We start from the raw sequence: 21,186 nt of genomic DNA on the forward strand, positions 1-21,186 counted from the left end.
GGGTCGATTACCACGACTTAATGGAACACCACACGGAGAGACGACATGACCCTGCTGGAGATCGCTGAGACCTACTGGAGCGAGGGCGAACCGCTTCCCCTCGATATCGCCATGCGCCTGATGGCAGAGGGCTACGACGTTGAAGCCCTTGAAGCGGAACACACCAACTAACTCGACAACCGAGAGAGAAACTGAATGGCCGAAAAGAAACGACCGGCGAAGCCTCGCTTCGTCACCCCTGTGGGGGTTGCCTACTTCCCCTACATCCTCGAACCCGACACCAAGTACAACGCTGAGGGTGTCTACCAGACCGAACTGATCCTGCCGGGCGACACCACGGTATCCACCGCGAAGGGTGAGAACCTGGGTTCCTTCGAGGACTGGCTGAACGCCGCCAACGAAGAGGCCTACAAGAAGGCTGTCGAAGCCAACAAGGGCAAGAAGGACAAGAAGGGTAAGGCTGTCGTGGTGCAGGAGGCTGACGCCCCGTATCGCATCGACGACGACGGTAAGTTCATCCCGAAGTTCAAGCTGAATGCCACCGGCAAGGGGCCGGATGGTCCGTTCACCCAGAAGCCCGCAGTGTTCGACGCCAAGGGCAAGCCGGTTGAACTGGAGAAGCTGTGGGGCGGGAGCCTCATCAAGGTCAGCTTCGAGCTGGTCGAGTACTTCATGGAATCCACCAAGGCTGCGGGTGTCTCGCTGCGCATGAAGGCTGTGCAGGTGATTGAACTGCGAGCCGGTGGTGCGGGTGCTGACTCCAGTGCCTACGGATTCGGTGAGGAAGAAGGCTTCGAGGCCGAGGAAGATGAAGCTGAAGGTGCTGGCTTCTCGTCCGAGGGTGAGACTGCCTACGACGACAACGGTGGTGACTTCTAAAGGTGAACAAGTTCAGACGGAATCCTGGGTACGCCCATGGGTTCCGGTCTGGCCTTGAAGAGAAGGTCGCTAAGGAACTCGCGGCGTTAGGGGTAACCATCCACTACGAATCCGAGACAATCTCCTACACCAAGCCAGCCCGGAACTCGAAGTACACACCCGACTTTCCTCTCCCAAACGGGATCATCGTTGAAACGAAAGGTCGGTTTGTAGTCGAGGACAGGCAGAAGCACATCCTCATCAAAGAGCAACACCCGGATCTCGATATCCGTTTCGTGTTCTCGAACTCCAACACCAAAATCTCAAAGAACAGCAAGACCTCTTACGCCATGTGGTGTGAGAAGCACGGCTTCATCTACGCAGACAAGAGCATTCCTCAAGAGTGGATCAACGCGCCTGTCTGTCAGAAGCGTCTCGCTGCTCTTGAGTCTGCAAGAGTGAAAGCAAAATGAATCGCATGGTCGATCATCTGATCATCCATTGCTCGGCTACCCGTCCTTCTCAAGACATCGGCGCTGAAGACATCGATCGCTGGCATCGTGCCCTCGGTTGGTGGGGCTGTGGTTACCACTACGTCATTCGCCGTGATGGAACCATTGAGTCCGCCGCTGAAGGTCACCGCTGTCGTCCGCTGGAACGTGCAGGTGCCCATGTGGGTGACTGTGGCCCTGGGTGGAACGGACGCACCATCGCTGTATGTATGGCTGGTGGTATCGATGACAAGAAGAGGGCGGAGGACAACTTCACGCCCGAGCAGTACGACTCCCTGGAAGCACTGGTGATGTTCATCCTTCACCAGCACCCGACGATCACCCACATCGGTGGTCACCGGGATCTCATCAAGGTAACGGGTGCGCCTCCCAAGGACTGCCCCTGCTTTGAGGTCTCTGATTGGTACAAGGGGATCGTCGATGGCTACCCGGATCACGAGGTAGCACAGGCAGTTCAGTTCATCGGGAAGTGATTACCACGACTTAATGGACTACCCACGACCCTCAGTGGCTTCGGCTGCTGGGGGTCTTTTCGTTTCTACCCACGACAACTGTGAGGTTCACACCATGCATTACTCCCATCTGGTATCCGGCAAGACCTACCGCGTGCTGCACACCCGTGGCAATAACCACTTCGCTCCCCGCAGCTACGCCGTGAAGTACATGGGCTTCGATGTTGATGGCGATCTGATGTTTCGCACGGTGAATGAGGAAGGTGAATTCACTGGTTACTTCTACGCGTTCCCTCAGGACGTTGGTGACTTCTTTGATCTGGAGGAAATGGGAGTGGCTCAACCATCCATCGCGGGTCTGTCCCCGCAGTGCAAGATCATCATCAAGCATCTGCAGAAGGGCAATACCCTGACCCAGCGTTCCGCCCTGATGGACTTCGGGATCGCCGCGCTGCCGCGTCGCATCGCTGACCTGAAGGAGCATGGCTTCAACATCTCGTCGGTCATGGAGAAGAACAAGCTGACGGGCCAGCGTTACGCCCGCTACGGTCTGGCTGCTTGATATGAGCGAGTGGGCACAGACTCATCTGCCTTGCCCCTGTGGAATCTCGTCTGATGCCTACTCGATCAACGACGAGGGATGGGGCAAATGCTTCTCCTGTGGCAAGAACTTCAAGGATGGAGAGGACGCCCCTGATCCCGAGACGGCTCAGAAGAAACCCAAGGACAAGACGCTGATCCCCTTTGGGGAGTACCGGTCGTTGACCAAGCGAGGCATCACCGAGGAGACCTGCAAGAAGTTCGGCTACTTCATTGGTCAGCACCGCGAGAAGTCCGTGCAGGTGGCTCCCTACCGCAACAAGGAGGGGATCATCGTTGGTCAGAAGGTGCGCTACCCGGACAAGTCCTTCCGTACCACGGGAGACTTCAAGGGTGTCGCTCTCTTCGGCCAGCACTTGTGGCCTACCTCGGGGAAGATCCTCGTGATTACCGAGGGTGAGATCGATTGCATGTCGGTCTCGCAGGTTCAGGGTAACAAGTGGCCCGTGGTCTCCATCCCCAACGGTGCCCAAGGCGCAGTCAATGCCATCAAGGAAAACCTTGAGTGGGTCATGGGGTTCGAGAAGGTGGTCCTCATGTTCGACATGGACGACCCAGGCAGGGAGGCAGCACAGAAGGTCGCTGAACTCCTACCCCCAGGACAGGGGCACATTGCGTATCTCTCCGAGAAGGATCCCAACGAGCTACTACAGCAGGGACGCGGGAAGGAGATCGTCAGTGCCATCTGGGATGCCAAGCCCTACCGTCCTGACGGGATCGTGGCTATCGACGAGATCCTTGAGGACATCGAGAAGCCCATCGAGTGGGGCCTCCCTTGGTTCCTCCCGAAGCTGACTGAACTGACCTACGGACGACGCCCTGGTGAGGTCTACACCCTGGGGGCTGGCACCGGTATCGGCAAGACGGACTTCATCACGCAGCAGATCTCCTACGACGTGATGGAACTCAAGCAGTCGGTCGGTGTGATCTTCCTTGAGGCCAAGCCTGTTGAGACTGGCAAGCGTATCGCGGGGAAGATCGACGGTGCCCGTTACCACGTCCCTGACGCTGGATGGTCGGTGGATACCCTGCGAGAAACCCTCAAGTCTCTCAAGGGGAAGGTCATCTTCTACGATAGCTGGGGCGATACGGATTGGGATGTAGTCAAGCTGAAGATCCGCTACATGGTCGTCAGTCAGGGGATCAAGTTGATCTACCTCGACCACCTCACGGCCATGGCAGACACCGCCAACGAGAAGGAATCCATCGAGCAGATTATGAAGGAGTTGGCGGGTCTCGCTAACGAACTCGGCTGCACGATCCACCTCGTGTCCCACCTCTCGACTCCTGAAGGGAAGCCTCACGAAGAAGGCGGTCGCGTGATGATCCGCCACTTCAAGGGGTCTCGCTCGATTGGCTTCTGGAGCTACTTCATGTTCGGCATGGAGCGTTCGCAGCAAGACGAAGACGAGGAAGCACGCAGCACTACCACCTTACGCGTACTCAAGGATCGCTACACCGGACAGGCCACGGGCAACGTGGTGATGATGGGGTACGACCATGAGACCGGGAGGCTCTACGAGAAGGAGATGACCAACGCGGAGTCCCACGGCTTCGAGGGTTCTTCCGACTTCTGATCTATCCACCCCCGTAATTGTCACTCCAGAGAGAGGACGGATGAACTACTACATTTTCGACTGTGAGACTGATGGGCTGCTGGACAGCCTGACGAAGATCCACTCGCTGGTCGTGGAGACCCCCGAAGGCATGGTCAGTTGCCATGACCACGGGGCGGACATGACCATCGAGGAGGGTCTCAAGGCTCTCCGCAAGGCAGTACGGGACGGAGGCACTCTCGTTGCTCACAATGGGTTTGGCTTCGACCTCCGGGCCATCCGCAAGGTGTTCCCTCAGTACGACCTCAACCGCTTCAAGCTGATCGACACGCTGGTCCTCTCCCGACTGGCTCACCCGGACCTCTTCGACACCGACTACAAGCTCATTCGACAGGGGAAGCTCCCGCCCAAGCTGCGAGGCTCCCATGGTCTGAAGGCCTGGGGCTTCCGCCTGGGTGTCTACAAGGGTGACTTCGGGGATACCACCGACTGGTCTGAGTGGTCTCCTGAGATGCAGTCCTACTGCGAACAGGACGTGGTGGTCACCAAGGCTCTCCTTGAGTACTTCCATGGATGCACCCTGAGTCCTCGGGCAGTGGAACTGGAGATGAACTTCGCGGCGATCATCTCGCTGCAGGAGGAGTTCGGCTTCCGGTTCAACGTCGAGAAAGCCTCGTCGCTCTACCTCGAATTGGTGGCTCGGCGGGAGGATCTCGACAACCAACTGCGGGACTTCTTCGAGCCGTGGTACGTCAACGCGGGCAACAAGAAGCCGAAGGTGAACAACGGACCCCGAGGTATCACCAAGGGTGTTCCTTACACCGCCGTCAAGCTGAACCTCTTCAACCCTGCCAGCCGCCAGCACATCGCGAACCGACTGCAGGTTCTCTATGGGTGGCAACCCACGGAGTTCACTGAAGGGGGCCAACCCAAGGTCGATGAGACCGTCCTCAAGAACCTCTCCTATCCGCCCTGCGAGATGCTCGCGGAGCGTTTCCTCGTGGAGAAGAGGATCGGTCAGTTGGCCGAGGGTGCAGCCGGGTGGTTGAAGCTGGAGAAGAAGGGCCGGATCCACGGGAAGGTGAACACCATCGGTGCAGTCACCGGGCGGTGTACCCACAACTCTCCCAACGTGGCCCAGACCCCCAGCGTATCGGCCCCCTATGGCGCTCAGTGCCGCGAACTCTTCGAGGTGGACCCTGGGTACGTCCTTGTGGGTGCAGACGCATCAGGCCTTGAGCTGCGCTGTCTGGCGCATTACATGGCTGCGTTTGATGGTGGCGAGTACGGAAGGATTCTCCTTGAGGGTGACATCCATACCGCCAATCAAGAGGCCGCTGGCCTTCCTACCCGCAACAACGCAAAAACATTCATCTCATTGGGATGACTTGGGGGAGACCCCTCGATTAAAACTGGGTGAACTCAGGGAACCTCTCTGTTATATATAGAGACAATCCTGAGCCAAGACTCTTTGTGCCTCCAAGGTTGGAGGAAAGCCTATGAACAGAACCTGTAAAGTCTGTCAGTCTGAGAAGCCACTCGCCCCCGAGTTCTTCCGCCTTGGGTTCAACAAGGCCAAGAACGGGGTCAAGCGTCCCACCTACCGCAAGACCTGCCGATCCTGTGAACGTGAAGCAACGCGTAAGCATGTCTTCAAGAGCACACGCGGGATAACAGTGGAGGAGCGTGACTCCCTCCTTGAAGCTCAAGGTGGATGTTGCGCTGCGTGTGGAGCGACAGAGCCGGGGGGAAAGAAAGGCTGGCATGTAGATCATTGCCATAAATCAGGCGAGATCCGCGCAGTCCTATGTGCGACCTGCAACATCGCACTGGGGCAGGTCGATGACAGCATTGAGCGACTAGAGAACTTGATAAATTATCTCAAAAGGCACAAAGAGTAAGGTGCAACGACTATCCCGTAAGGGAGTAGGGCCAAGCGGCTCGAAGCGCCCAGCCCCTGGTAACAGGGTGAAGATATAGTCTGGTCTGCACGGTGACGTGTAGCTGCCGAAAGGCGGGGGGAGATTAGCGACCTCCCCTGAACACAACGATGCGTTTCTGTACGGCGCAGGTGACGAGAAGATCGGCTCCATCGTTGGCAAGGGTGCTTCCGCAGGGAAGAAACTCAAGGCCAACTTCCTGAAGAAAACCCCAGCCCTCGCCAAGTTGCGTGATGCAGTGATGCAGACCGCCAAGTCCCGAGGGTGGCTCCGGGGTATCGATGGACGCCAACTCTTCGTCCGCTCTCAACACTCTGCGTTGAACACCCTCCTGCAGTCGGCGGGTGCCCTCCTCGTGAAGCAAGCCACCTTGAACATCTACTTCGAGTTGGAACGCCGGGGTTACTCCTGGGGTACTGACTGGGCACTGGTGGCCCACATCCACGATGAAGTTCAGATGCAGGTCCGCAAGGAGATTGCCGAGGAAGTCGCGGAGGTTGCTGTGTGGGCATTCCAAGAGGCGGGGCGTCAGTTCGACTGGCGTTGCCCTCTCGATGGTGAAGCCAAGATTGGCAACAACTGGGCGGAGACCCACTGATGAACCAACGATGTCTTGAGATTTTACAGCGGTGCTATCACACACCGTTCACCCTTCAGTCGAACTACGCACGAGAACACTCAAAGGAAGTCGCTGAGTTGGCATCCCGAGGGTTACTGACCACTCGCACCCAGGATCACACCCCCTGTGAGAAGTACGGGAACGTCTGGCGTGTGACTGCCGCTGGTCTGTGTCTCATTGAATACTACAACGGAGAGATCTAATGGAAGTCATCTACAAGCAGCCCATCCTCTTGGAAGTTGGGGAAGCAATCGACAAGGCCAAGGCGGACAACAAGCGAATCGAGAAGATCATTCTCAATAAAGAGGAGTGGAACGAGATGCTTGATTCGATGCGTGGAAGTTCCCGTTTTGTCTACCCTCCCGCTTGCCGCTCCTTTAAGTACAAGGGTGTGACCATCGAGAGGAAGAAGGAGATGGAGTGGTGAGTCACCTCGCGTACTTCATTGGAGGATCTTTTGATCTGACCAAACGTGAAATCGGCAACCCTTCCCGTTCGATTGAGTTTGCGAAGCTGCCGAACCACCCCTACTACTACCCCCCTGAAGAAGCCGAAAGCAAGGTCTGTCTTCAAATGGAGGTTTATGAGTTGGTGGGCACTACGCGTCACCGTCAGGGTGACCGCGAGGTTCACATCTACCAGTACAGAGAGGAGGGGTCTTGGTGAAGGCAGTCTACATCGACCACATGGGAACCGATCTCTCGGTGGTTCGTGCAGCAAAGGTCTCGATGGCTAACGATAAGACCGTCCAGAGTTTCATTGATGACATCGAAGCAAAGAAGCTGGGCTGTCGAAGTCATGCAGCACTCCTTCGTTACCTCGCACGACACAACCACTGGACTCCCTACGCACACACCGCTATCTCTCTTCGAGTCACTGCCCCGGTTCCTATTCGGACTCAGTGCTTCAAGCACAAGCAGGGGTTCGTTGAGAACGAGGAGTCGCGCCGTTACATCTCCAGCATCCCCGAGTTGTTCATCCCTGATGAGTTCCGGCAGAAGGCCGAGAGTGTGAAGCAGGGGAGTGGAGGCGTTCACCCTGATAGTGAGTATTGGAAGAACGTCTACTGGGATCACTGTAGTTGGGGCCTCACTCTTTACGAGGAGATGTTGGTCGAAGGCATCTGTCCTGAACAGGCTCGCTTCGTTCTTCCTCAAGGTGTCGAAGTGAACTGGATCTGGACGGGCAACCTCGCTGCGTTCGCTCGTTACTTCTGTCAGCGCACGGAACCACACGCTCAGAAGGAATCTCAGGATCTCGCAAAGGAGATCGGTGAGATCCTCAGTGACCTCTTCCCTTATAGCTGGAAGTACCTGACAACCCCGGAGGCAACATGGGACGACTAGCCCTGATCGACGGGGACATCTATGCGTATGAAGTAGCGGCTGGTGCCGAGGAGTCAATCAACTGGGGTGATGGTCTGTGGACTCTTCACTCCTGGGAAGAACCTGCCATTGCTCATCTTGAGTACCGCATCCGTTCTCTTGTTGAGGCGGTCGAGGCGGATGACTACATGGTGATCCTCTCGGACTCCAACAACTGGCGCAATGGTGTCCTCCCTACCTACAAGCAGAACCGCGTAGGTCAACGCAAGCCCCTCCTGCTGAACACTCTCAAGGAATACCTGCGAGAGAAGCACAAGGCCCGCATTGAGCCGGGTCTGGAAGCCGATGACCTCCTGGGGATCATGGCGACCAGCAACCTCACGAAGCAGCCAGTGGTAATCACCAAGGACAAGGATCTACAGACCGTCCCTGGTCTCCACTTCCTGTCGCACAAACCCGAGCGAGGGATCTTCGAGGTCACTCAGGAAGAGGCCGACAACTGGCATCTCATTCAGGCTCTCGCAGGTGATGTGACTGACGGCTACACCGGTTGCCCTGGCATCGGTGTTGAGACTGCTCGGGAGATCGTTGAGACCTGCATGGGTGTGTATCCCTACGACCACACCTTCAAGTCTGGTCCTCGCAAGGGCACCACGGAGATCCGCTTCAAGAAGGAAGAGTGCAGTGATCCGTGGACTGCAATTCTCACGCACTACAAGAAAGCTGGCCTGGGTGTTGAGTTCGCTCTGACCCAAGCTCGTGTCGCTCGCATCCTGCGCAGTGGCGAATACAACTTTGAAACCAAAGAGGTGAATCTGTGGAAACCATCAGCATGAAAGTACACGGTGATGAAGTCACTGTGAGCCAGGAAGTCTTCGCTGAGATGTTGTACGGCATGTTCTTTCTGGAAGGTCTCGCGGAGTCTGGTCTGGACGAACAGGCCGAGCTGGTAGACAAGGCCCATGACATTGCTTCCGCCAAAGTTGCGGCGATGACCTCCAATGTCCAGTGACAACGTGAACTCCCCGAGTCACTACCGGGGGGTGCTTTCCAAAGAGGAAGCCTTCGTTCGCGACCGCCTGATCTTCGGACCCCACGCCAAGACTGAAGGAGACATCCTGAACCTTGAGGCATTCGAGGCGATGATCTCCTGTTTCTCCTTTGAGGAACTGCGTGGCTATCTGCGAGGGAACTCCTTCAAGTACCGCTGGCGTTATCGCAACAAGGCGGGCCTGGAAGATCTGAAGAAGGCTCAGTGGTACGAACAGATGCTTCTCGCGCTGGAAGAGGCGCTGGAAGAATTCAAGACTCACCCGTAAGGAGAACTCGATAGTGGCTATTATCGATCAGGACTATGAGTACGAACTGGATGAACTCGTTGAGATGGTTCTGGAATGGGCGAACGAGAAGGGCATCATGGATAAGGGGACCGCTTGTGGTCAGGCCTCCAAGATGCTCGAAGAAGCCAATGAGACCTACAACGCGGTTATCGAGACGGGTATCCGTGGTGACATCAAGGATGGTATCGGGGACACCTTCGTGACCCTGATTATCCTGGCAGAGATGCACGGATGGAGACCTACAGACTGCATCCACCAAGCTCTGAAGGTTATCACCAAGCGCACTGGCAAAATGGAGAATGGAGTCTTTGTGAAAGATGAGTGAGTCCTATCACGGGATTCGCCTCTACCCTGAAAACGATGCTCGCCTCTCGGACCTCGCAGTAGATTTGCTGCGGGGTTTTTATTTGCAAGACGGTGAGAGCATTCAAGAGGCATTCGCTCGTCCTGCTCTGGCTTTCTGTGGTGGTGACCTTGAGTTGGCTCAAGCGATCTACTCGGACGTATCCATGGGCTGGGCGATGTATTCATCCCCAATCCTGTCCAACGCCCCGGCTCCGGGGAAGACCTCCAAGGCGATGCCCATCAGTTGCTTCCTCAGCTATGTGGCGGACACCCGTGAAGGTCTCGTGGAACACCAACAGGAACTCGCTTGGCTGTCCATGCTGGGTGGTGGCGTTGGTGGTCATTGGTCTGACGTGCGTGCTGTGTCGTCCAAGAGTGTCGGCCCCATGCCGCATCTCAAGGTGGCCGATAGCGCCGTCGAAGCGTTCCGCCAGGGCATGACCCGCAAGGGTTCCTACGCTGCATACCTCGACATCTCCCGCCCGGAGATCGCTGAGTTCCTGCACATGCGTATGCCCACTGGTGGGGACGTGAACCGGAAGTGCTTCAACATCCATCACGCGATCAACATCACTGACGACTTCATGGAAGCCCTCTATGCGGACGCTGACTGGGATCTGAAGTGCCCCCACAGTGGACGGGTGACCGACACGTTCAAGGCTCGGGAACTCTGGCAGAACATTCTGGAGACCCGTCACCGGACTGGTGAGCCTTACCTGAACTTCATCGACACCGCCAACCGTGCGTTGCCCGAGGCTCAGAAGGCCCTGGGTCTGAAGATCCACGGCTCGAACCTCTGCAACGAGATCCATCTCGCGACTGACGAGGACCGCACCGCTGTGTGCTGCCTCTCCTCGGTGAATCTGGAGAAGTTCGACGAGTGGCAGAACGACGCTGGCTTCATCGCCCGTTGGGTCCGCTTCCTCGACAACGTGCTGCAGTACTTCATCAACACCTCCCCCGAGGAAATGACCAAGGCCCGCTTCTCTGCATACCGAGAGCGTTCCATCGGCCTGGGTCAGATGGGCTTCCACTCCCTGCTGCAGAAGTATGGGTTCCCGTGGGAGTCCGCCCTCGCGAAGAGTCTCAACCTGAAGATCTCTCGACACATCTACGAACGCGCCGTGGAGGCCACACATGAACTTGCTGGTGAACGCGGCGAAGCGCCTGACATGCGCGGTACTGGTCGTCGCAATGCTCATCTTCTCGCCATTGCTCCCAATGCCAACAGCGGTCTCATCTGCGGGGCTTCGCCCTCAATCGAGCCGCTCCGTAGCAACGCGTATGTACATCGCACCAGGGCTGGCTCTCACTTGGTCCAAAACGAGCAACTCCGAGTTCTTCTCAAAGAGCGGGCTGTCGGCCAAACGGAAGATGAGAAAGCGGCGTGGCTCGAAGAAGTCTGGCAGTCGATCCTGCTGAACAACGGCTCGGTGCAGCACCTTGAGTGCCTGACGGACGATGAGAAGGATGTCTACAAGACCGCCTTCGAGATCGACCAGCACTGGGTTGTTGAACACGCAGCCGACCGACAGCAGTTCGTCTGTCAGGGTCAGTCCGTGAACCTGTACTTCCCCCATGGAGTGGACAAGTCGTATCTCAACGGCGTCCATCTGCGTGCCTGGAAGCAGGGCCTCAAGGGTCTGTACTACCTCCGTACCACCTCTGGATTCACTGCAGATAAGGTCTCGCAGCGAGTCGAGCGGGTGGCTCTCAAAGATGCCGAAGAGGAGTGTCTGGCATGTCAGGGTTGATCGAGAGGTCTGAAACCTACAAGCCCTTCCACTACCCCGAGTTCGTCAATCAGGCCATCGATCACGAGTCGATGTTCTGGGGGGAGTGGGAGGCGTCCCTGCAGCGTGACGTGAACCAGTGGCAAGACGGCACCGTTACTCCGGTCGAAAAGAACCACATCACTCAGATCCTCCGGCTGTTCACTCAGTCGGACCAGATCGTGGGGGGTTCCTACGTCGATGTCTTCCTGCCGTACTTCAAGAACAACGAAGTCCGCATGGCTCTCCTCTCGATTGCCAACCGTGAGTCCACTCACATGCGGGCCTATGCGTTGCTCAACGACACCCTTGGTCTCCCTGAGTCTGAGTACAAGGCCTTCCTTGAGTACGAGGAGATGGCTGACAAAGCGGAGTGGATGCAGGAGTTCCACCCTGGGGAGATCCCCTACCTGATGGGCCTCAACGTGGCTCAGACGGTGGTGAACGAAGGTGTCTCGTTGTTCTCCGCGTTCGTTCAGTTGCTCAACTATCAGCGACCTGAAGCTGGCTCGAAGATGCTCGGCATGTCGGAGATCGTGGAGTGGTCTATCCGCGATGAGACGAAGCACGTCGAGATCATGTCGCGCCTCTTCCGGCTGTTCTGCGAGGAACATCCCGAGATTGTGACCGACCACTTCAAGCTCTCGATCTACTCCATGTTCCGCGAGGCGGTAGCTCTGGAGGATCGGTTGATTGATCTGTCGTTCGCTCTCGGTGGTCCCCAGGCGCTGACCAAGGAGCAGGTGAAGGAATACATCCGCTTCATCGCAGATCGCCGCCTGACTCAACTCGGGTTGAAGCCCAACTGGGGGATCGAAAAGAACCCTCTGCCGTGGGTCGATCACATCGTCTCTGGTGACTCCCAGAAGAATTTCTTCGAGGGCCGCGTCACCGATTACAACCACAAGGGCATGACAGGGGAGTGGGGCTGGTAATTACCACGACCTTATGGAGGCCCCTTGGATGAAGGAAAACATGAGTTTGATGACTATTGAAGTACCCAACGATGAGTTCCCTCCCATTCCTGAGCCTCTGCTCGAAGCTCTGAAGAGTCGCTTCAAGGATACCTGCCCGAACCCCCACATGACGGATCGAGAGATCTGGATGGCCGTGGGGCAGCAACAGGTGATCCGTTTCTTGGATAGCGTCTACAAGGAGCAATCCGAAAATCTACTGAGGAATCACAATGTGTCGTCGTCCTAAAGCCCCGAAGACTCCGAAGCCACCGGCTCCCCCGGCTCCCCCGCCCGCTCAGACCGCTACCCAGGTCCAGGGTGCCCCCGAGCCGAAGGACGAAGGGAAGCTCCGCTCTGACAAGAATCGCCGCAACAAGCTCCGCATCGACAAGAAGGGTGGTGGCTTCGCGGATGGCTCCAGCGGCATCAACGTAGCGGTTGGCTAACCCAGGAGGGTAACGCATGGAGAACATCACCGCCGCCGCGCGATACAAGCGCATGGTTGGCAAGCGTGACCCCTTCCTCCGACGTGCCCGAGAAGCTGCAACCCTTACCATCCCCTCGCTGTTCCCGCCCGAAAACCACAGTGGACACGACAAGCTCCCGACTCCTTACCAGGGGTTGGGGGCGCGTGGCCTGAACAACCTCGTCGCCAAGATGACCTTGGCCTTGATGCCCCCGAATAGTCCCTTCTTCCGTCTCTCCGTGGATGACTACACCTTGGAGAAGATGGTCGAGGACGAGGGTATGCGAGCGGCTGTGGAAGAGGCGCTAGGTGCCATCGAGCGTGCAGCCATGCACTACATCGAGGAGAACGGTAAGCGAGTCGCAGCCGGTGAAGGTCTCAAGCAGCTCTTCATCGCTGGGAACGTCATGCTGTATCTGTCCCCGGAAGGCCGCATGAAGGTCTACCGGTTGGATCGCTATGTCGTCCGTCGTGACCCCATGGGAAGTGTCCTCGAACACATCACCAAGGAGTCCATTGCCTACGAGGCCCTGCCGAAGAATGTTCAAGAGTTCGTAGAAAGCAAGGCGCAGACCAAAGGTAAGCGCAAGCCTGAAGACCTCCTCGACCTGTACACCCGCGTCTATCTCGAAGACGACAAGTGGCACGTCTATCAGGAGATCGAGGATAAAGAAGTCCCTGGAACCCGAGGGACTTATCCGAAGGATCGCTCCCCGTGGATGCCCCTGCGCTTCACCCAGATTGATGGTGAGGACTACGGGCGCGGCTACGTCGAGGAGTATCTCGGAGATCTGAAGTCCCTCGAAGCTCTGACCAAGGCTATCATTGAAGGCTCTGCGGCTGCGGCCAAGGTTCTCTTCTTCGTGCATCCCAATGGTGTCACCAAGGTCCGTACCGTCGCTGAGTCTGAAAGCGGTGACGTTCGGACTGGAGATGCCAACGATGTGTCGGTCCTGCAGATGGACAAGTTCGCTGACTTCCGAGTGGCAATGGAAACCTCCAACGCCATCGAGTCGCGTCTGTCGTATGCCTTCCTGCTGAACACTGCCGTCCAACGTGCAGGTGAGCGTGTGACTGCCGAGGAGATTCGGTACGTCGCGAAGGAACTGGAGGATGCCCTGGGGGGTGTCTACAGCGTCCTCAGCCAGGAGTTCCAGCGTCCGTTCGTCAAGCGCGTACTCCACGACATGCAGCAGAAGAAGAAGATCCCGGCACTCCCGAAGGGCACGGTCACCCCGACCATCACCACGGGTCTCGAAGCCCTGGGTCGAGGTCACGATCTGCAGAAGCTCGACGCGTTCATCCTCGGAGTCCAGCAGCAGCTTGGTCCCGAAGCAGTCGCGAAGCATCTCCATGTGGACGACTACCTGAAGCGCCGTGCGACGGCTCTGGGTATCGACATCAAGGGTCTCGTGCGGACTGAGCAGGAGATTCAGCAGGAGATGGCCGAGCAGAAGCAGCAGGAACAGATGGAAGGCATGGCTGGTATGGCAATGGAGACCGGTATGGACATGCTTAGGGAAACCGCGAAAGGAGGAATGTGATGTCTGACACCCAGACCACTGAAGTACAGCAGGAGGCGGCTGCTCCCGAGGCCGCACCGAAACAGAAGAAGGCTTCGACCAAGACCACCAAGACTTCCAACGGTGGTGAGCGTCGGATCAAGTTGAAGAACGGCCTCACGGTCGTCTACCGATAACAGGAGAGAAGATGGAAACGATCAACGCAGGGGCAGGTACTCCCGAGAATACCCCGGCTCCGCAGGGCCATGATGAAAACATGGTCGCCAAGTTCGATCAGGCCCAGGAGGCCGCAGCCAACGTGGGCAACGATGCTCCGAAACCGGCTGAAGGCGAGAAGATCCTCGGCAAGTTCGACAGCCAGGAAGCTCTGATCGAAGCCTACAAGGAACTGGAGAAGAAGCTCGGCCAGGGTCAGCAGCAGGACGCCCCGAAGGCTGAAGGCCTGGAGGGTGTGGATCCCAAGGATGTCTCTACGGATCAGGCCTCCGAGGCTGTGCAACGTGCGGGCCTCGACATGGAGGCGCTGTCTGACCACTACAACCAGAACGGCAGCATCGCTGAGGAACACTACGCGGCGCTGGAACAGGCGGGAATCCCGCGTGCCTATGTGGACCAGTACATCGCTGGTGTCGAGGCGACTGTCTCTCAGATGAAGGAAGAGGTCTTCAGTGAGGTCGGTGGTGAAGAGCACTTCGCTGCCATCTCCGAGTGGGCCGCTGCCAACCTGAGCGAAGCCGAACTGGAAGAGTACAACCGCTCGGTCGAGTCCAGCGATCTGGCGACCATCCGCAGTGCTGTCATGGGACTGGCCTATCGGTACACCCGTGAGAATGGCCAGAACCCGAACCTGCTGGGTGGCGGTAACGCAACTGGGGGTGACAGCTTCCAGTCTGTCGCGCAGTTGACTGCGGCCATGTCCGATCCTCGCTACTCGAAGGATCCGGCGTTCCGTGCCGAAGTGGAAGCCAAGCTGGCTCGATCCAACATCATGTGAGGTAACTCTCTATGGCCCCTCTGATTGCTGGAGGAGTTCTCGAACTTGGTAAGTCCATCATCTCCCGAGTCCTGCCGGACAAGGAGAAGCAGATGGAAGCCGAGATGAAGCTCCTTGAGATGCAGTCCAAGGGTGAACTGAAGGAACTGGAAGTTCGCATGGGTGCGATCATGGCGGAAGCCAATAGTAAAGACCCGTGGACTTCGCGCGCTCGACCCACCTTCATGTACACCTTCTACATCGTGATCCTCGGGTTGGTTCTTGTGGCTCCGGTCGCAGGGATCTTCTTCCCGACTCAGATGGAGCAGTTCTTCGCGAATGTCCAGTCGGGCTTCGCAGCGATCCCGCAGGAACTTTGGTACACCTTCACGATTGGTTACCTGGGCTACTCGGGAGTCCGTAGTTACGAGAAGGCGAAGCACGTCGCTAAGTAATTACCACGACTTTATGGAGAACCTCTCCTCTCCGTTGGTCGCTCTCTAGTTGAAGCAACACGACCCCCGCCTCTTGCCCTCTGAAAGGGTTACGCGGGGGTTCTTTTTACTCGCGGTATGCGGGAAGTACACAGGCAGCGCAGTAACACGGCCAGACATGACTGGCGAGGTCGGGAGGCCCCACATGGCCACTAAGCCGGTGCCGCAACCTTGGTAACCCGTGCGTTGTACATGCTTAAGACTGGTCCCTGTGTATTTCACCGGATGTCGTGACGACCATCCATTACTACCTCAGAACGAGTGTTCAAGCCGCACTGACAGCAACGTCGGTGGCTAGCACCCCGAGTTTTTCATGCACGATCCGTGGCCCTTGAGTTTCACCTGCGGGTGAATCGAGAGGACAACCTTGTGTGAGCGCGTGGATGACTGGTGGGAGCAATAACTCTCAACAATCGTTCACGAGGTTTCAAATGTCTAACAACGCAATTGTCTCGCGTCTGGGCCAGATTAACGGCGCAGGTGACGCGAAGGCGCTCTTCCTGAAGGTCTTCGGTGGCGAAGTCCTGACTTCCTTCGAGCAGAAGAACGTCACCATGGGCCGTCATCAGGTCCGCACCATTGCCAATGGCAAGTCGGCTTAACATGAACTGGGCCGACTCTAAACACTCCGTAAATTCGGGGAACCCCTGTACGCAGGGCGATCCCGAGCCAAGTCAGCGCAATACGCGCGAAGGTGTAGAGACTAGACACGGAGAATCCAAACAGACCTGCTCTAAATGCAACACCGAGAAAACTCTCTCTGAGTTCTACAAGAAGGATCGAATAACTGGCCGTCTGGATTCCACATGCAAGGCATGTCGGATCGTTGAAGCCCGTGAGCGAACCCTTGGTGTGACTCAAGATGAATACCTCGCGCTGTACAAGAAGCAGGAAGGTCGTTGTGGCATCTGTGAACGACGGCTCTATTCAAAGCGATACAAGTCCTTCTGTGTTGACCACGATCATTCTACTGGTCGTATCCGAGGACTCCTGTGTCACAACTGTAATAGAGCTATCGGGATGCTTAAAGACGACCCTATTGCGCTACAACGTGCAATCGATTGGGTTAAGGTATAGTCCGATCCTCAGAGTAATCTGAGACAAATAGGGAAGCAGTTCCCTGTTATGGGGCGCGCAGACGCCTACTACCACACTCCGGGTGAATTCATCGCTGGTGGCGCTATCAAGCACGCCGAGCGGGTGATCACCATCGACGATCTGCTGATCTCTCCGAAGTTCATTGCGAACATCGACGAGGCCATGAACCACTACGATGTGCGTTCGACCTACACCTCCGAGATCGGCAACGTCCTGGCGAATACCTTCGACCGTCACGTTCTGCAGGTGGGTGTACAGGCTGCTCGTTCGCCGCGCACCATCGACGAGGATGGCCAGTTCGGTGGCTCCGTCATTGAAGGCGTGGATGCGACCGACGGTGACTCCTTGGCTGAAGCCATGTTCGAGGCCGCGAAGGTCATGGACGAGAAGGATGTGCCGGACGACGAAGGCTCCCGAGTTCTGTTCGTGCGCCCGGAGCAGTTCTATGCGATGGCCCGAAGCACCAAGATCCTGAACCGGGATTGGGGTGGTGAAGGCTCCTACGCTGGCGGTAACGTCATTCGCGTGGCGGGCATCCACATCGTCAAGACCAACAACCTGCCGAAGGCTGTGGTCGCGCCGGGCACCCGTCTGGCTGGCACCAACGACAAGTACGCTGGTGACTTCTCGAACACCGTGGGTCTCATCATGCACGCGTCTGCCGTTGGCACCGTGAAGCTGATGGATCTGGCGATGGAATCCGAGTACCAGATCAACCGCCAGGGCACCCTGATGGTTGCCAAGTACGCGGTCGGTCATGGCATCCTGCGCCCGGAATCGGCTGTCGAGCTGTCGAAGGCCGCTGGTTAATCCGCAGTAAATCTCTCAAGGGGGGTCCAGAAATGGACCTCCCTTTTTTTTCGTTTTTCACTTTGGAGGACACATGCTGTCACCAACAACTGAACTCGATGCCATCAACGTAATGCTGTCGGCTATCGGTGAGTCCCCTGTGAACTCGGTCGAGGATAGCGGGGTTGTGGATGCTGTGATGGCACGCAACATCCTCCGTCAGACACTACGAGAGGTACAGGCTCGCGGGTGGCACTTCAACACTGAGAAGGACTACCGGCTGACTCCTACCTTTCCTGAGAAACAACTCGTCGTACCCCGAAATGTTCTGCGGGTAGACACCGTTGGTCAGTACCAGAGCATCGATGTTGTCGTCCGAGGCAACCGACTGTACGACCGCCGAAACCACACGTTCACCTTTGGGCATCCGGTGACTGTGGACATGATTATTCTCCTGCCCTTCGATCAAGTCCCTGAGATGGCACGCCAGTACGTCACCATCCGATCCGCCAGGATCTTTCAGGAGCGAGTCGTGGGGTCCGTTGAGCTATCCACCTTTGCGGCCAAAGACGAGATGCAAGCCCTGATTGATCTTCAGGAGTACGAAGCTGACACGGCTGACTACAACATCTTCAACGTCTACTCGGTCGCTCGCGTCTTGGATCGATAACATGAGTCTCGTCTCTACGACCATCCCTAACCTCATCAATGGGGTTAGTCAGCAGCCTACCGCTCTGCGGCTGGCATCTCACGGTACTGAGCAGATCAACGGTTACTCCTCTGTGGTTGAAGGCCTTGGGAAGCGTCCAGGGACTCGCCATGTGTCTCGTCTGGAGGGGGCTGTCGATGCTGCCTTCATGCACACAATCAACCGAGACACCCAAGAGCAGTACGTCGTGATGATTCAGGACGGGGATCTGAAGGTCTGGGATCTCAATGGTGTCCCTCAGACGGTCAACTTCCCTGACGGCAAGAGTTATCTGAATGCCGCCAATCCTGAGTTGAACTTCCGGTGCGTCACCGTGGCGGACTACACGTTCGTCCTGAATACGACTGTGGTTGCCGACTCTGCGACCGACTTGAGTGCCACCCGCAACCCGGAGGCGTTGATCTTCGTGCGCCAGGGGAGCTACGGGGCGCGTTACCTCGTCCGTGTGGATGGTACTACGGTTGCAGACTACCGAGTGCCGGATGGCTCCAATGCGTCCCACGCAACGTCTGTGACCACGGACAACATCGCGACCCAGCTTCGGAGTCAGATGCTCGACAACCTTGGCTCTGGCTGGAATATCACTCGGTACGGTTCAACCCTTTGGGTCCGCAGGAGTGATGGGGGTTCCTTCACGATTCGCTCTGAAGATTCTCTCGGTGACAGCGGTATGACCGTCATCGCCCAGGCCACCCAGCGTTTCTCGGATCTACCTGCCCGAGCCGTCAATGGTTACACCGTGGAGATCACGGGCGACCAGTCTTCGTCCTTCGATAACTACTTCGTGGAGTACGATGACACCCGCACAGGTCAGCTACAGGGTGTCTGGAATGAGACTCTGAAGGGTGGTGAAAGGTATCGTCTGGATCGCTCAACGATGCCCCATGGTCTCATCCGCGAGGCTGACGGTACGTTCACCTTCCGGCGTCTCGATTGGGACGACCGTAATACCGGGGATCTGGATAGCAACCCATTCCCATCCTTCGTCGGGCACACGATCAACGACATCTTCTTCCATCGGAATCGCCTGGGGGTGGTCTCCGGGGAGAACATCATCATGTCCCGCGCTGGGGAGTTCTTCAACTTCTTCGCACGGACGGCCACGGCTGTCATGGATGATGATCCGATTGATGTCGGTGTGAGCCACACCAAGGTCTCCATCCTGCGTCACGCCATCCCGTTCAACCAGACGCTCCTGCTGTTCTCCGATCAGACGCAGTTCCAGCTTGGCTCTGCAGATGTACTCACGGCGTCCACCATCTCGGTGAACCAGACGACTGAGTACGAAGCGTCTCTGCTGGCAAAGCCTGTCGGTGCAGGTCGCTACATCTACTTCGCGGTCAACCGTGGAACCCACACCGGGATCCGCGAGTACTACGTTGATGGAGCCATCGAGGCGGAGGATGCCCGAGAGGTCACGGCGCACGTCCCGAAGTACATCCCTGGACGCGTCCACAAGCTCGCCAGCAGTACCAACGAGGACATCCTTGTAGCCCTCACACACAACGCTCCCAACGAGATCTTTGTGTACCGGTACTACTGGTCCAGCGAGGACAAGCTACAGGCCTCGTGGTCCCGGTGGCGCTTCAGTGAGAACGACAAGATCCTCAACTGTGACTTCATCGAGTCCCGCCTGTATCTGCTGATTGCTCGCGAGGATGGTGTCCATCTGGAGATCGCCAACCTTGAGCCTGGGAATGTCGTCGAGAGTTGCGTCGATGGTTCCGACCTGGGGATGGGCATCCCGATCCTGCTGGACAGCCTCGTGGGTTCTACCTGCGGACCTCTGGTGGAGTATGAGGAGGAGCCTGAAGACCTCAACGGTGGACGACCGGTGACCCACATCACACTGCCCTATCGAGTTCTCGAAGGGGACAACGTGCAGTTGGTGACGGGCAAGGGAGGCTTCCGGGCACCCGGTAAGGTCATCCACCCGATCCACAGTGAGGACATCAACGGTTCGACCCGACTGACCTTCGATGGTGACTGGGTGGATCAACCGTTCTTCATTGGGAAGCCCTACGAGTTCCGCTACCGGTTCTCTCATCTGACGATCAAGGAGGAAGCCCCTGGCGGTGGTCAGATGACTATCGGTGAGGGCCGCTTGCAGATCCGCAAGATGAATCTCCTGTTCAACCGTACCGGTTACTTCCGTGCGGAGGTTACCCCGTTCAACCGTGACACCTACACCTATGTCATGTCCCGAGTCTTGGGATCGGCAAACAATATGGTGAACACCATCTCGGTGGAGGAAGGTAACTTCACCTTCCCGGTGGCCTCGAAGAACGACAAGGTGACCATCGAAATCGTCAACGACACCTATCTCCCGAGCTGGCTCCTCAGTGCTGAGTGGGAGGCCTACTACACCATTCGCTCTCGGAGGATCTAATGAAGGTACGACCGGCAACTCGGGAAGATGTCATCTATCTGGCCCCTCGGCTGCGTGAAGCTGACCTTCGTGAGATCGAAGCTGGTGAGAGTGATTCCCCTCTCGAGTCCCTCATGCGGGGGCTTGACGAGGGGGACGCTTGTTACGTCTGCACGGACGATGAGGACAACGCACAGATCATCTTTGGGGTGATGCCCTCGGACATTGAGTTCATGGGCTTCATCTGGATGGTCGCATCAGATGCTCTCACGGATCACTGGATGTGGGTCTTGAGGAACACCAAGCCCTGTATCGAGATGCTTCCCTCGCACTACCAGCTATTTACTAATGCAGTCCACGCTGACAACGAAGTTCATATTCGCTGGCTTCGGTGGGCTGGTTTCACTTTCCTTCGCACGGTTGAGGTCAACGGTCACTTGTTTCACGAGTTCGCCAAGATCATGCACCGAGGTAAATCAAATGTGTAACCC

29 protein-coding genes are annotated in these 21,186 nt (G+C 57.0%); all 29 read left to right on the top strand.

The annotated features are described in order from the left end of the window. The first annotated feature begins 45 nt into the window (after nucleotides 1-45). The 29 genes from F623_RS13585 to F623_RS0105845 all read left to right on the top strand — a co-directional run bounded on the left by F623_RS13585 (nucleotide 46) and on the right by F623_RS0105845 (nucleotide 21,183). Nucleotides 46-171 (top strand): hypothetical protein, encoded by a 126-nt coding sequence (locus F623_RS13585; RefSeq protein ID WP_018868301.1) that lies wholly within the window; start codon nucleotides 46-48, stop codon nucleotides 169-171. 24 nt (nucleotides 172-195) lie between these two features. After that, nucleotides 196-879 carry a hypothetical protein gene (locus tag F623_RS0105700; RefSeq protein WP_018868300.1) on the top strand — a complete coding sequence of 228 codons (684 nt, stop codon included), beginning with the start codon at nucleotides 196-198 and terminating at the stop codon, nucleotides 877-879. 2 nt (nucleotides 880-881) lie between these two features. Next, nucleotides 882-1,331: an endodeoxyribonuclease gene (locus tag F623_RS0105705; RefSeq protein ID WP_018868299.1), complete on the top strand. Its 450-nt coding sequence runs from the start codon at nucleotides 882-884 to the stop codon at nucleotides 1,329-1,331. Next, on the top strand, nucleotides 1,328-1,843 hold the full coding sequence (locus F623_RS0105710) for an N-acetylmuramoyl-L-alanine amidase (RefSeq protein WP_018868298.1): 516 nt from the start codon (nucleotides 1,328-1,330) through the stop codon (nucleotides 1,841-1,843). The genes F623_RS0105705 and F623_RS0105710 overlap by 4 nt, the downstream gene beginning before the upstream one ends. 94 nt (nucleotides 1,844-1,937) lie before the next feature. Further along, complete coding sequence (locus tag F623_RS0105715; RefSeq protein WP_018868297.1) at nucleotides 1,938-2,384, top strand: helix-turn-helix domain-containing protein; 447 nt, start codon at nucleotides 1,938-1,940, stop codon at nucleotides 2,382-2,384. A gap of 1 nt (nucleotide 2,385) precedes the next feature. Beyond that, nucleotides 2,386-3,999, top strand: a complete 1,614-nt coding sequence (locus F623_RS0105720; protein ID WP_018868296.1) for a DnaB-like helicase C-terminal domain-containing protein — start codon at nucleotides 2,386-2,388, stop codon at nucleotides 3,997-3,999. Between the two features lie 40 nt (nucleotides 4,000-4,039). Beyond that, on the top strand, nucleotides 4,040-5,365 hold the full coding sequence (locus tag F623_RS12835) for a DNA polymerase (protein ID WP_038040348.1): 1,326 nt from the start codon (nucleotides 4,040-4,042) through the stop codon (nucleotides 5,363-5,365). Between the two features lie 112 nt (nucleotides 5,366-5,477). Then, a complete protein-coding gene (locus F623_RS13625) occupies nucleotides 5,478-5,879 on the top strand; it encodes an endonuclease VII domain-containing protein (protein WP_081618320.1) in 402 nt (133 codons plus the stop codon). A gap of 157 nt (nucleotides 5,880-6,036) precedes the next feature. Further along, on the top strand, nucleotides 6,037-6,516 hold the full coding sequence (locus F623_RS12845; RefSeq protein ID WP_255349348.1) for a DNA polymerase: 480 nt from the start codon (nucleotides 6,037-6,039) through the stop codon (nucleotides 6,514-6,516). Nucleotides 6,517-6,739: 223 nt separating this feature from the next. Further along, entirely contained in the window at nucleotides 6,740-6,964 is a 225-nt protein-coding gene (locus F623_RS0105745) for a hypothetical protein (protein WP_018868295.1), read from the top strand. After that, the gene (locus F623_RS0105750) at nucleotides 6,961-7,203 is read left to right on the top strand and encodes a hypothetical protein (protein ID WP_231367690.1); all 243 of its coding nucleotides are present in this window, start codon (nucleotides 6,961-6,963) and stop codon (nucleotides 7,201-7,203) included. The genes F623_RS0105745 and F623_RS0105750 overlap by 4 nt, the downstream gene beginning before the upstream one ends. Next, nucleotides 7,200-7,883: an FAD-dependent thymidylate synthase gene (gene thyX / locus F623_RS0105755; RefSeq protein ID WP_018868293.1), complete on the top strand. Its 684-nt coding sequence runs from the start codon at nucleotides 7,200-7,202 to the stop codon at nucleotides 7,881-7,883. Before F623_RS0105750 ends, thyX begins: the two co-directional genes overlap by 4 nt. Then, nucleotides 7,871-8,698: an exonuclease gene (locus tag F623_RS0105760; protein WP_018868292.1), complete on the top strand. Its 828-nt coding sequence runs from the start codon at nucleotides 7,871-7,873 to the stop codon at nucleotides 8,696-8,698. The genes thyX and F623_RS0105760 overlap by 13 nt, the downstream gene beginning before the upstream one ends. Continuing rightward, entirely contained in the window at nucleotides 8,695-8,874 is a 180-nt protein-coding gene (locus tag F623_RS0105765; RefSeq protein ID WP_018868291.1) for a hypothetical protein, read from the top strand. The genes F623_RS0105760 and F623_RS0105765 overlap by 4 nt, the downstream gene beginning before the upstream one ends. Next, nucleotides 8,864-9,181 (top strand): DUF3310 domain-containing protein, encoded by a 318-nt coding sequence (locus tag F623_RS0105770; RefSeq protein WP_018868290.1) that lies wholly within the window; start codon nucleotides 8,864-8,866, stop codon nucleotides 9,179-9,181. The genes F623_RS0105765 and F623_RS0105770 overlap by 11 nt, the downstream gene beginning before the upstream one ends. Nucleotides 9,182-9,194: 13 nt before the next feature. Then, the gene (locus F623_RS0105775) at nucleotides 9,195-9,527 is read left to right on the top strand and encodes an ArpR (RefSeq protein WP_018868289.1); all 333 of its coding nucleotides are present in this window, start codon (nucleotides 9,195-9,197) and stop codon (nucleotides 9,525-9,527) included. Then, nucleotides 9,520-11,301 (top strand): ribonucleoside-diphosphate reductase subunit alpha, encoded by a 1,782-nt coding sequence (locus F623_RS0105780; RefSeq protein WP_018868288.1) that lies wholly within the window; start codon nucleotides 9,520-9,522, stop codon nucleotides 11,299-11,301. Before F623_RS0105775 ends, F623_RS0105780 begins: the two co-directional genes overlap by 8 nt. Continuing rightward, a complete protein-coding gene (locus F623_RS0105785) occupies nucleotides 11,289-12,254 on the top strand; it encodes a ribonucleotide-diphosphate reductase subunit beta (protein WP_018868287.1) in 966 nt (321 codons plus the stop codon). The genes F623_RS0105780 and F623_RS0105785 overlap by 13 nt, the downstream gene beginning before the upstream one ends. Before the next feature lie 28 nt (nucleotides 12,255-12,282). Beyond that, nucleotides 12,283-12,522 carry a hypothetical protein gene (locus tag F623_RS0105790; RefSeq protein WP_018868286.1) on the top strand — a complete coding sequence of 80 codons (240 nt, stop codon included), beginning with the start codon at nucleotides 12,283-12,285 and terminating at the stop codon, nucleotides 12,520-12,522. Between the two features lie 215 nt (nucleotides 12,523-12,737). Beyond that, complete coding sequence (locus F623_RS0105800; RefSeq protein WP_018868285.1) at nucleotides 12,738-14,285, top strand: portal protein; 1,548 nt, start codon at nucleotides 12,738-12,740, stop codon at nucleotides 14,283-14,285. After that, nucleotides 14,285-14,440 (top strand): hypothetical protein, encoded by a 156-nt coding sequence (locus F623_RS13475; protein ID WP_018868284.1) that lies wholly within the window; start codon nucleotides 14,285-14,287, stop codon nucleotides 14,438-14,440. Before F623_RS0105800 ends, F623_RS13475 begins: the two co-directional genes overlap by 1 nt. An 11-nt stretch (nucleotides 14,441-14,451) precedes the next feature. Then, a complete protein-coding gene (locus F623_RS0105810; protein ID WP_018868283.1) occupies nucleotides 14,452-15,258 on the top strand; it encodes a hypothetical protein in 807 nt (268 codons plus the stop codon). 11 nt (nucleotides 15,259-15,269) lie between these two features. Then, a complete protein-coding gene (locus F623_RS0105815; protein ID WP_018868282.1) occupies nucleotides 15,270-15,692 on the top strand; it encodes a 3TM-type holin in 423 nt (140 codons plus the stop codon). A 470-nt stretch (nucleotides 15,693-16,162) separates the two neighbouring features. After that, nucleotides 16,163-16,333 carry a hypothetical protein gene (locus F623_RS13480; RefSeq protein WP_018868281.1) on the top strand — a complete coding sequence of 57 codons (171 nt, stop codon included), beginning with the start codon at nucleotides 16,163-16,165 and terminating at the stop codon, nucleotides 16,331-16,333. Nucleotide 16,334: 1 nt separating this feature from the next. Beyond that, nucleotides 16,335-16,808, top strand: coding sequence for an endonuclease VII domain-containing protein (locus F623_RS13630; RefSeq protein ID WP_231367689.1), 474 nt, complete (start codon nucleotides 16,335-16,337; stop codon nucleotides 16,806-16,808). Between the two features lie 48 nt (nucleotides 16,809-16,856). Next, nucleotides 16,857-17,639: a phage capsid protein gene (locus F623_RS0105830; RefSeq protein WP_018868279.1), complete on the top strand. Its 783-nt coding sequence runs from the start codon at nucleotides 16,857-16,859 to the stop codon at nucleotides 17,637-17,639. A 73-nt stretch (nucleotides 17,640-17,712) separates the two neighbouring features. After that, on the top strand, nucleotides 17,713-18,288 hold the full coding sequence (locus tag F623_RS0105835) for a tail tubular protein A (protein WP_018868278.1): 576 nt from the start codon (nucleotides 17,713-17,715) through the stop codon (nucleotides 18,286-18,288). A 1-nt stretch (nucleotide 18,289) separates the two neighbouring features. Further along, nucleotides 18,290-20,716, top strand: a complete 2,427-nt coding sequence (locus tag F623_RS0105840; RefSeq protein ID WP_018868277.1) for a hypothetical protein — start codon at nucleotides 18,290-18,292, stop codon at nucleotides 20,714-20,716. Further along, nucleotides 20,716-21,183: a hypothetical protein gene (locus F623_RS0105845; protein WP_018868276.1), complete on the top strand. Its 468-nt coding sequence runs from the start codon at nucleotides 20,716-20,718 to the stop codon at nucleotides 21,181-21,183. The genes F623_RS0105840 and F623_RS0105845 overlap by 1 nt, the downstream gene beginning before the upstream one ends. Nucleotides 21,184-21,186: the final 3 nt, after the last annotated feature.

Origin of the sequence: Thioalkalivibrio sp. ALD1 (assembly GCF_000381245.1) — a bacterium.
GTDB lineage: Bacteria > Pseudomonadota > Gammaproteobacteria > Ectothiorhodospirales > Ectothiorhodospiraceae > Thioalkalivibrio.

Coding starts and splice junctions, on each gene's coding strand:
- F623_RS0105715 (WP_018868297.1), top strand. CDS start 1,938: ATGCATTACTCCCATCTGGTATCCGGCAAGACCTACCGCGTGCTGCAC.
- F623_RS13480 (WP_018868281.1), top strand. CDS start 16,163: ATGTCTAACAACGCAATTGTCTCGCGTCTGGGCCAGATTAACGGCGCA.
- F623_RS0105720 (WP_018868296.1), top strand. CDS start 2,386: ATGAGCGAGTGGGCACAGACTCATCTGCCTTGCCCCTGTGGAATCTCG.
- F623_RS0105770 (WP_018868290.1), top strand. CDS start 8,864: ATGTCCAGTGACAACGTGAACTCCCCGAGTCACTACCGGGGGGTGCTT.
- F623_RS0105815 (WP_018868282.1), top strand. CDS start 15,270: ATGGCCCCTCTGATTGCTGGAGGAGTTCTCGAACTTGGTAAGTCCATC.
- F623_RS0105830 (WP_018868279.1), top strand. CDS start 16,857: ATGGGGCGCGCAGACGCCTACTACCACACTCCGGGTGAATTCATCGCT.
- F623_RS0105790 (WP_018868286.1), top strand. CDS start 12,283: ATGAAGGAAAACATGAGTTTGATGACTATTGAAGTACCCAACGATGAG.
- F623_RS0105760 (WP_018868292.1), top strand. CDS start 7,871: ATGGGACGACTAGCCCTGATCGACGGGGACATCTATGCGTATGAAGTA.
- F623_RS0105745 (WP_018868295.1), top strand. CDS start 6,740: ATGGAAGTCATCTACAAGCAGCCCATCCTCTTGGAAGTTGGGGAAGCA.
- F623_RS0105800 (WP_018868285.1), top strand. CDS start 12,738: ATGGAGAACATCACCGCCGCCGCGCGATACAAGCGCATGGTTGGCAAG.
- F623_RS0105785 (WP_018868287.1), top strand. CDS start 11,289: ATGTCAGGGTTGATCGAGAGGTCTGAAACCTACAAGCCCTTCCACTAC.
- F623_RS0105780 (WP_018868288.1), top strand. CDS start 9,520: ATGAGTGAGTCCTATCACGGGATTCGCCTCTACCCTGAAAACGATGCT.
- F623_RS0105840 (WP_018868277.1), top strand. CDS start 18,290: ATGAGTCTCGTCTCTACGACCATCCCTAACCTCATCAATGGGGTTAGT.
- F623_RS0105810 (WP_018868283.1), top strand. CDS start 14,452: ATGGAAACGATCAACGCAGGGGCAGGTACTCCCGAGAATACCCCGGCT.
- F623_RS12835 (WP_038040348.1), top strand. CDS start 4,040: ATGAACTACTACATTTTCGACTGTGAGACTGATGGGCTGCTGGACAGC.
- F623_RS13475 (WP_018868284.1), top strand. CDS start 14,285: ATGTCTGACACCCAGACCACTGAAGTACAGCAGGAGGCGGCTGCTCCC.
- F623_RS0105710 (WP_018868298.1), top strand. CDS start 1,328: ATGAATCGCATGGTCGATCATCTGATCATCCATTGCTCGGCTACCCGT.
- F623_RS13585 (WP_018868301.1), top strand. CDS start 46: ATGACCCTGCTGGAGATCGCTGAGACCTACTGGAGCGAGGGCGAACCG.
- F623_RS13625 (WP_081618320.1), top strand. CDS start 5,478: ATGAACAGAACCTGTAAAGTCTGTCAGTCTGAGAAGCCACTCGCCCCC.
- F623_RS13630 (WP_231367689.1), top strand. CDS start 16,335: ATGAACTGGGCCGACTCTAAACACTCCGTAAATTCGGGGAACCCCTGT.
- F623_RS0105700 (WP_018868300.1), top strand. CDS start 196: ATGGCCGAAAAGAAACGACCGGCGAAGCCTCGCTTCGTCACCCCTGTG.
- F623_RS0105845 (WP_018868276.1), top strand. CDS start 20,716: ATGAAGGTACGACCGGCAACTCGGGAAGATGTCATCTATCTGGCCCCT.
- F623_RS0105835 (WP_018868278.1), top strand. CDS start 17,713: ATGCTGTCACCAACAACTGAACTCGATGCCATCAACGTAATGCTGTCG.
- F623_RS0105765 (WP_018868291.1), top strand. CDS start 8,695: ATGAAAGTACACGGTGATGAAGTCACTGTGAGCCAGGAAGTCTTCGCT.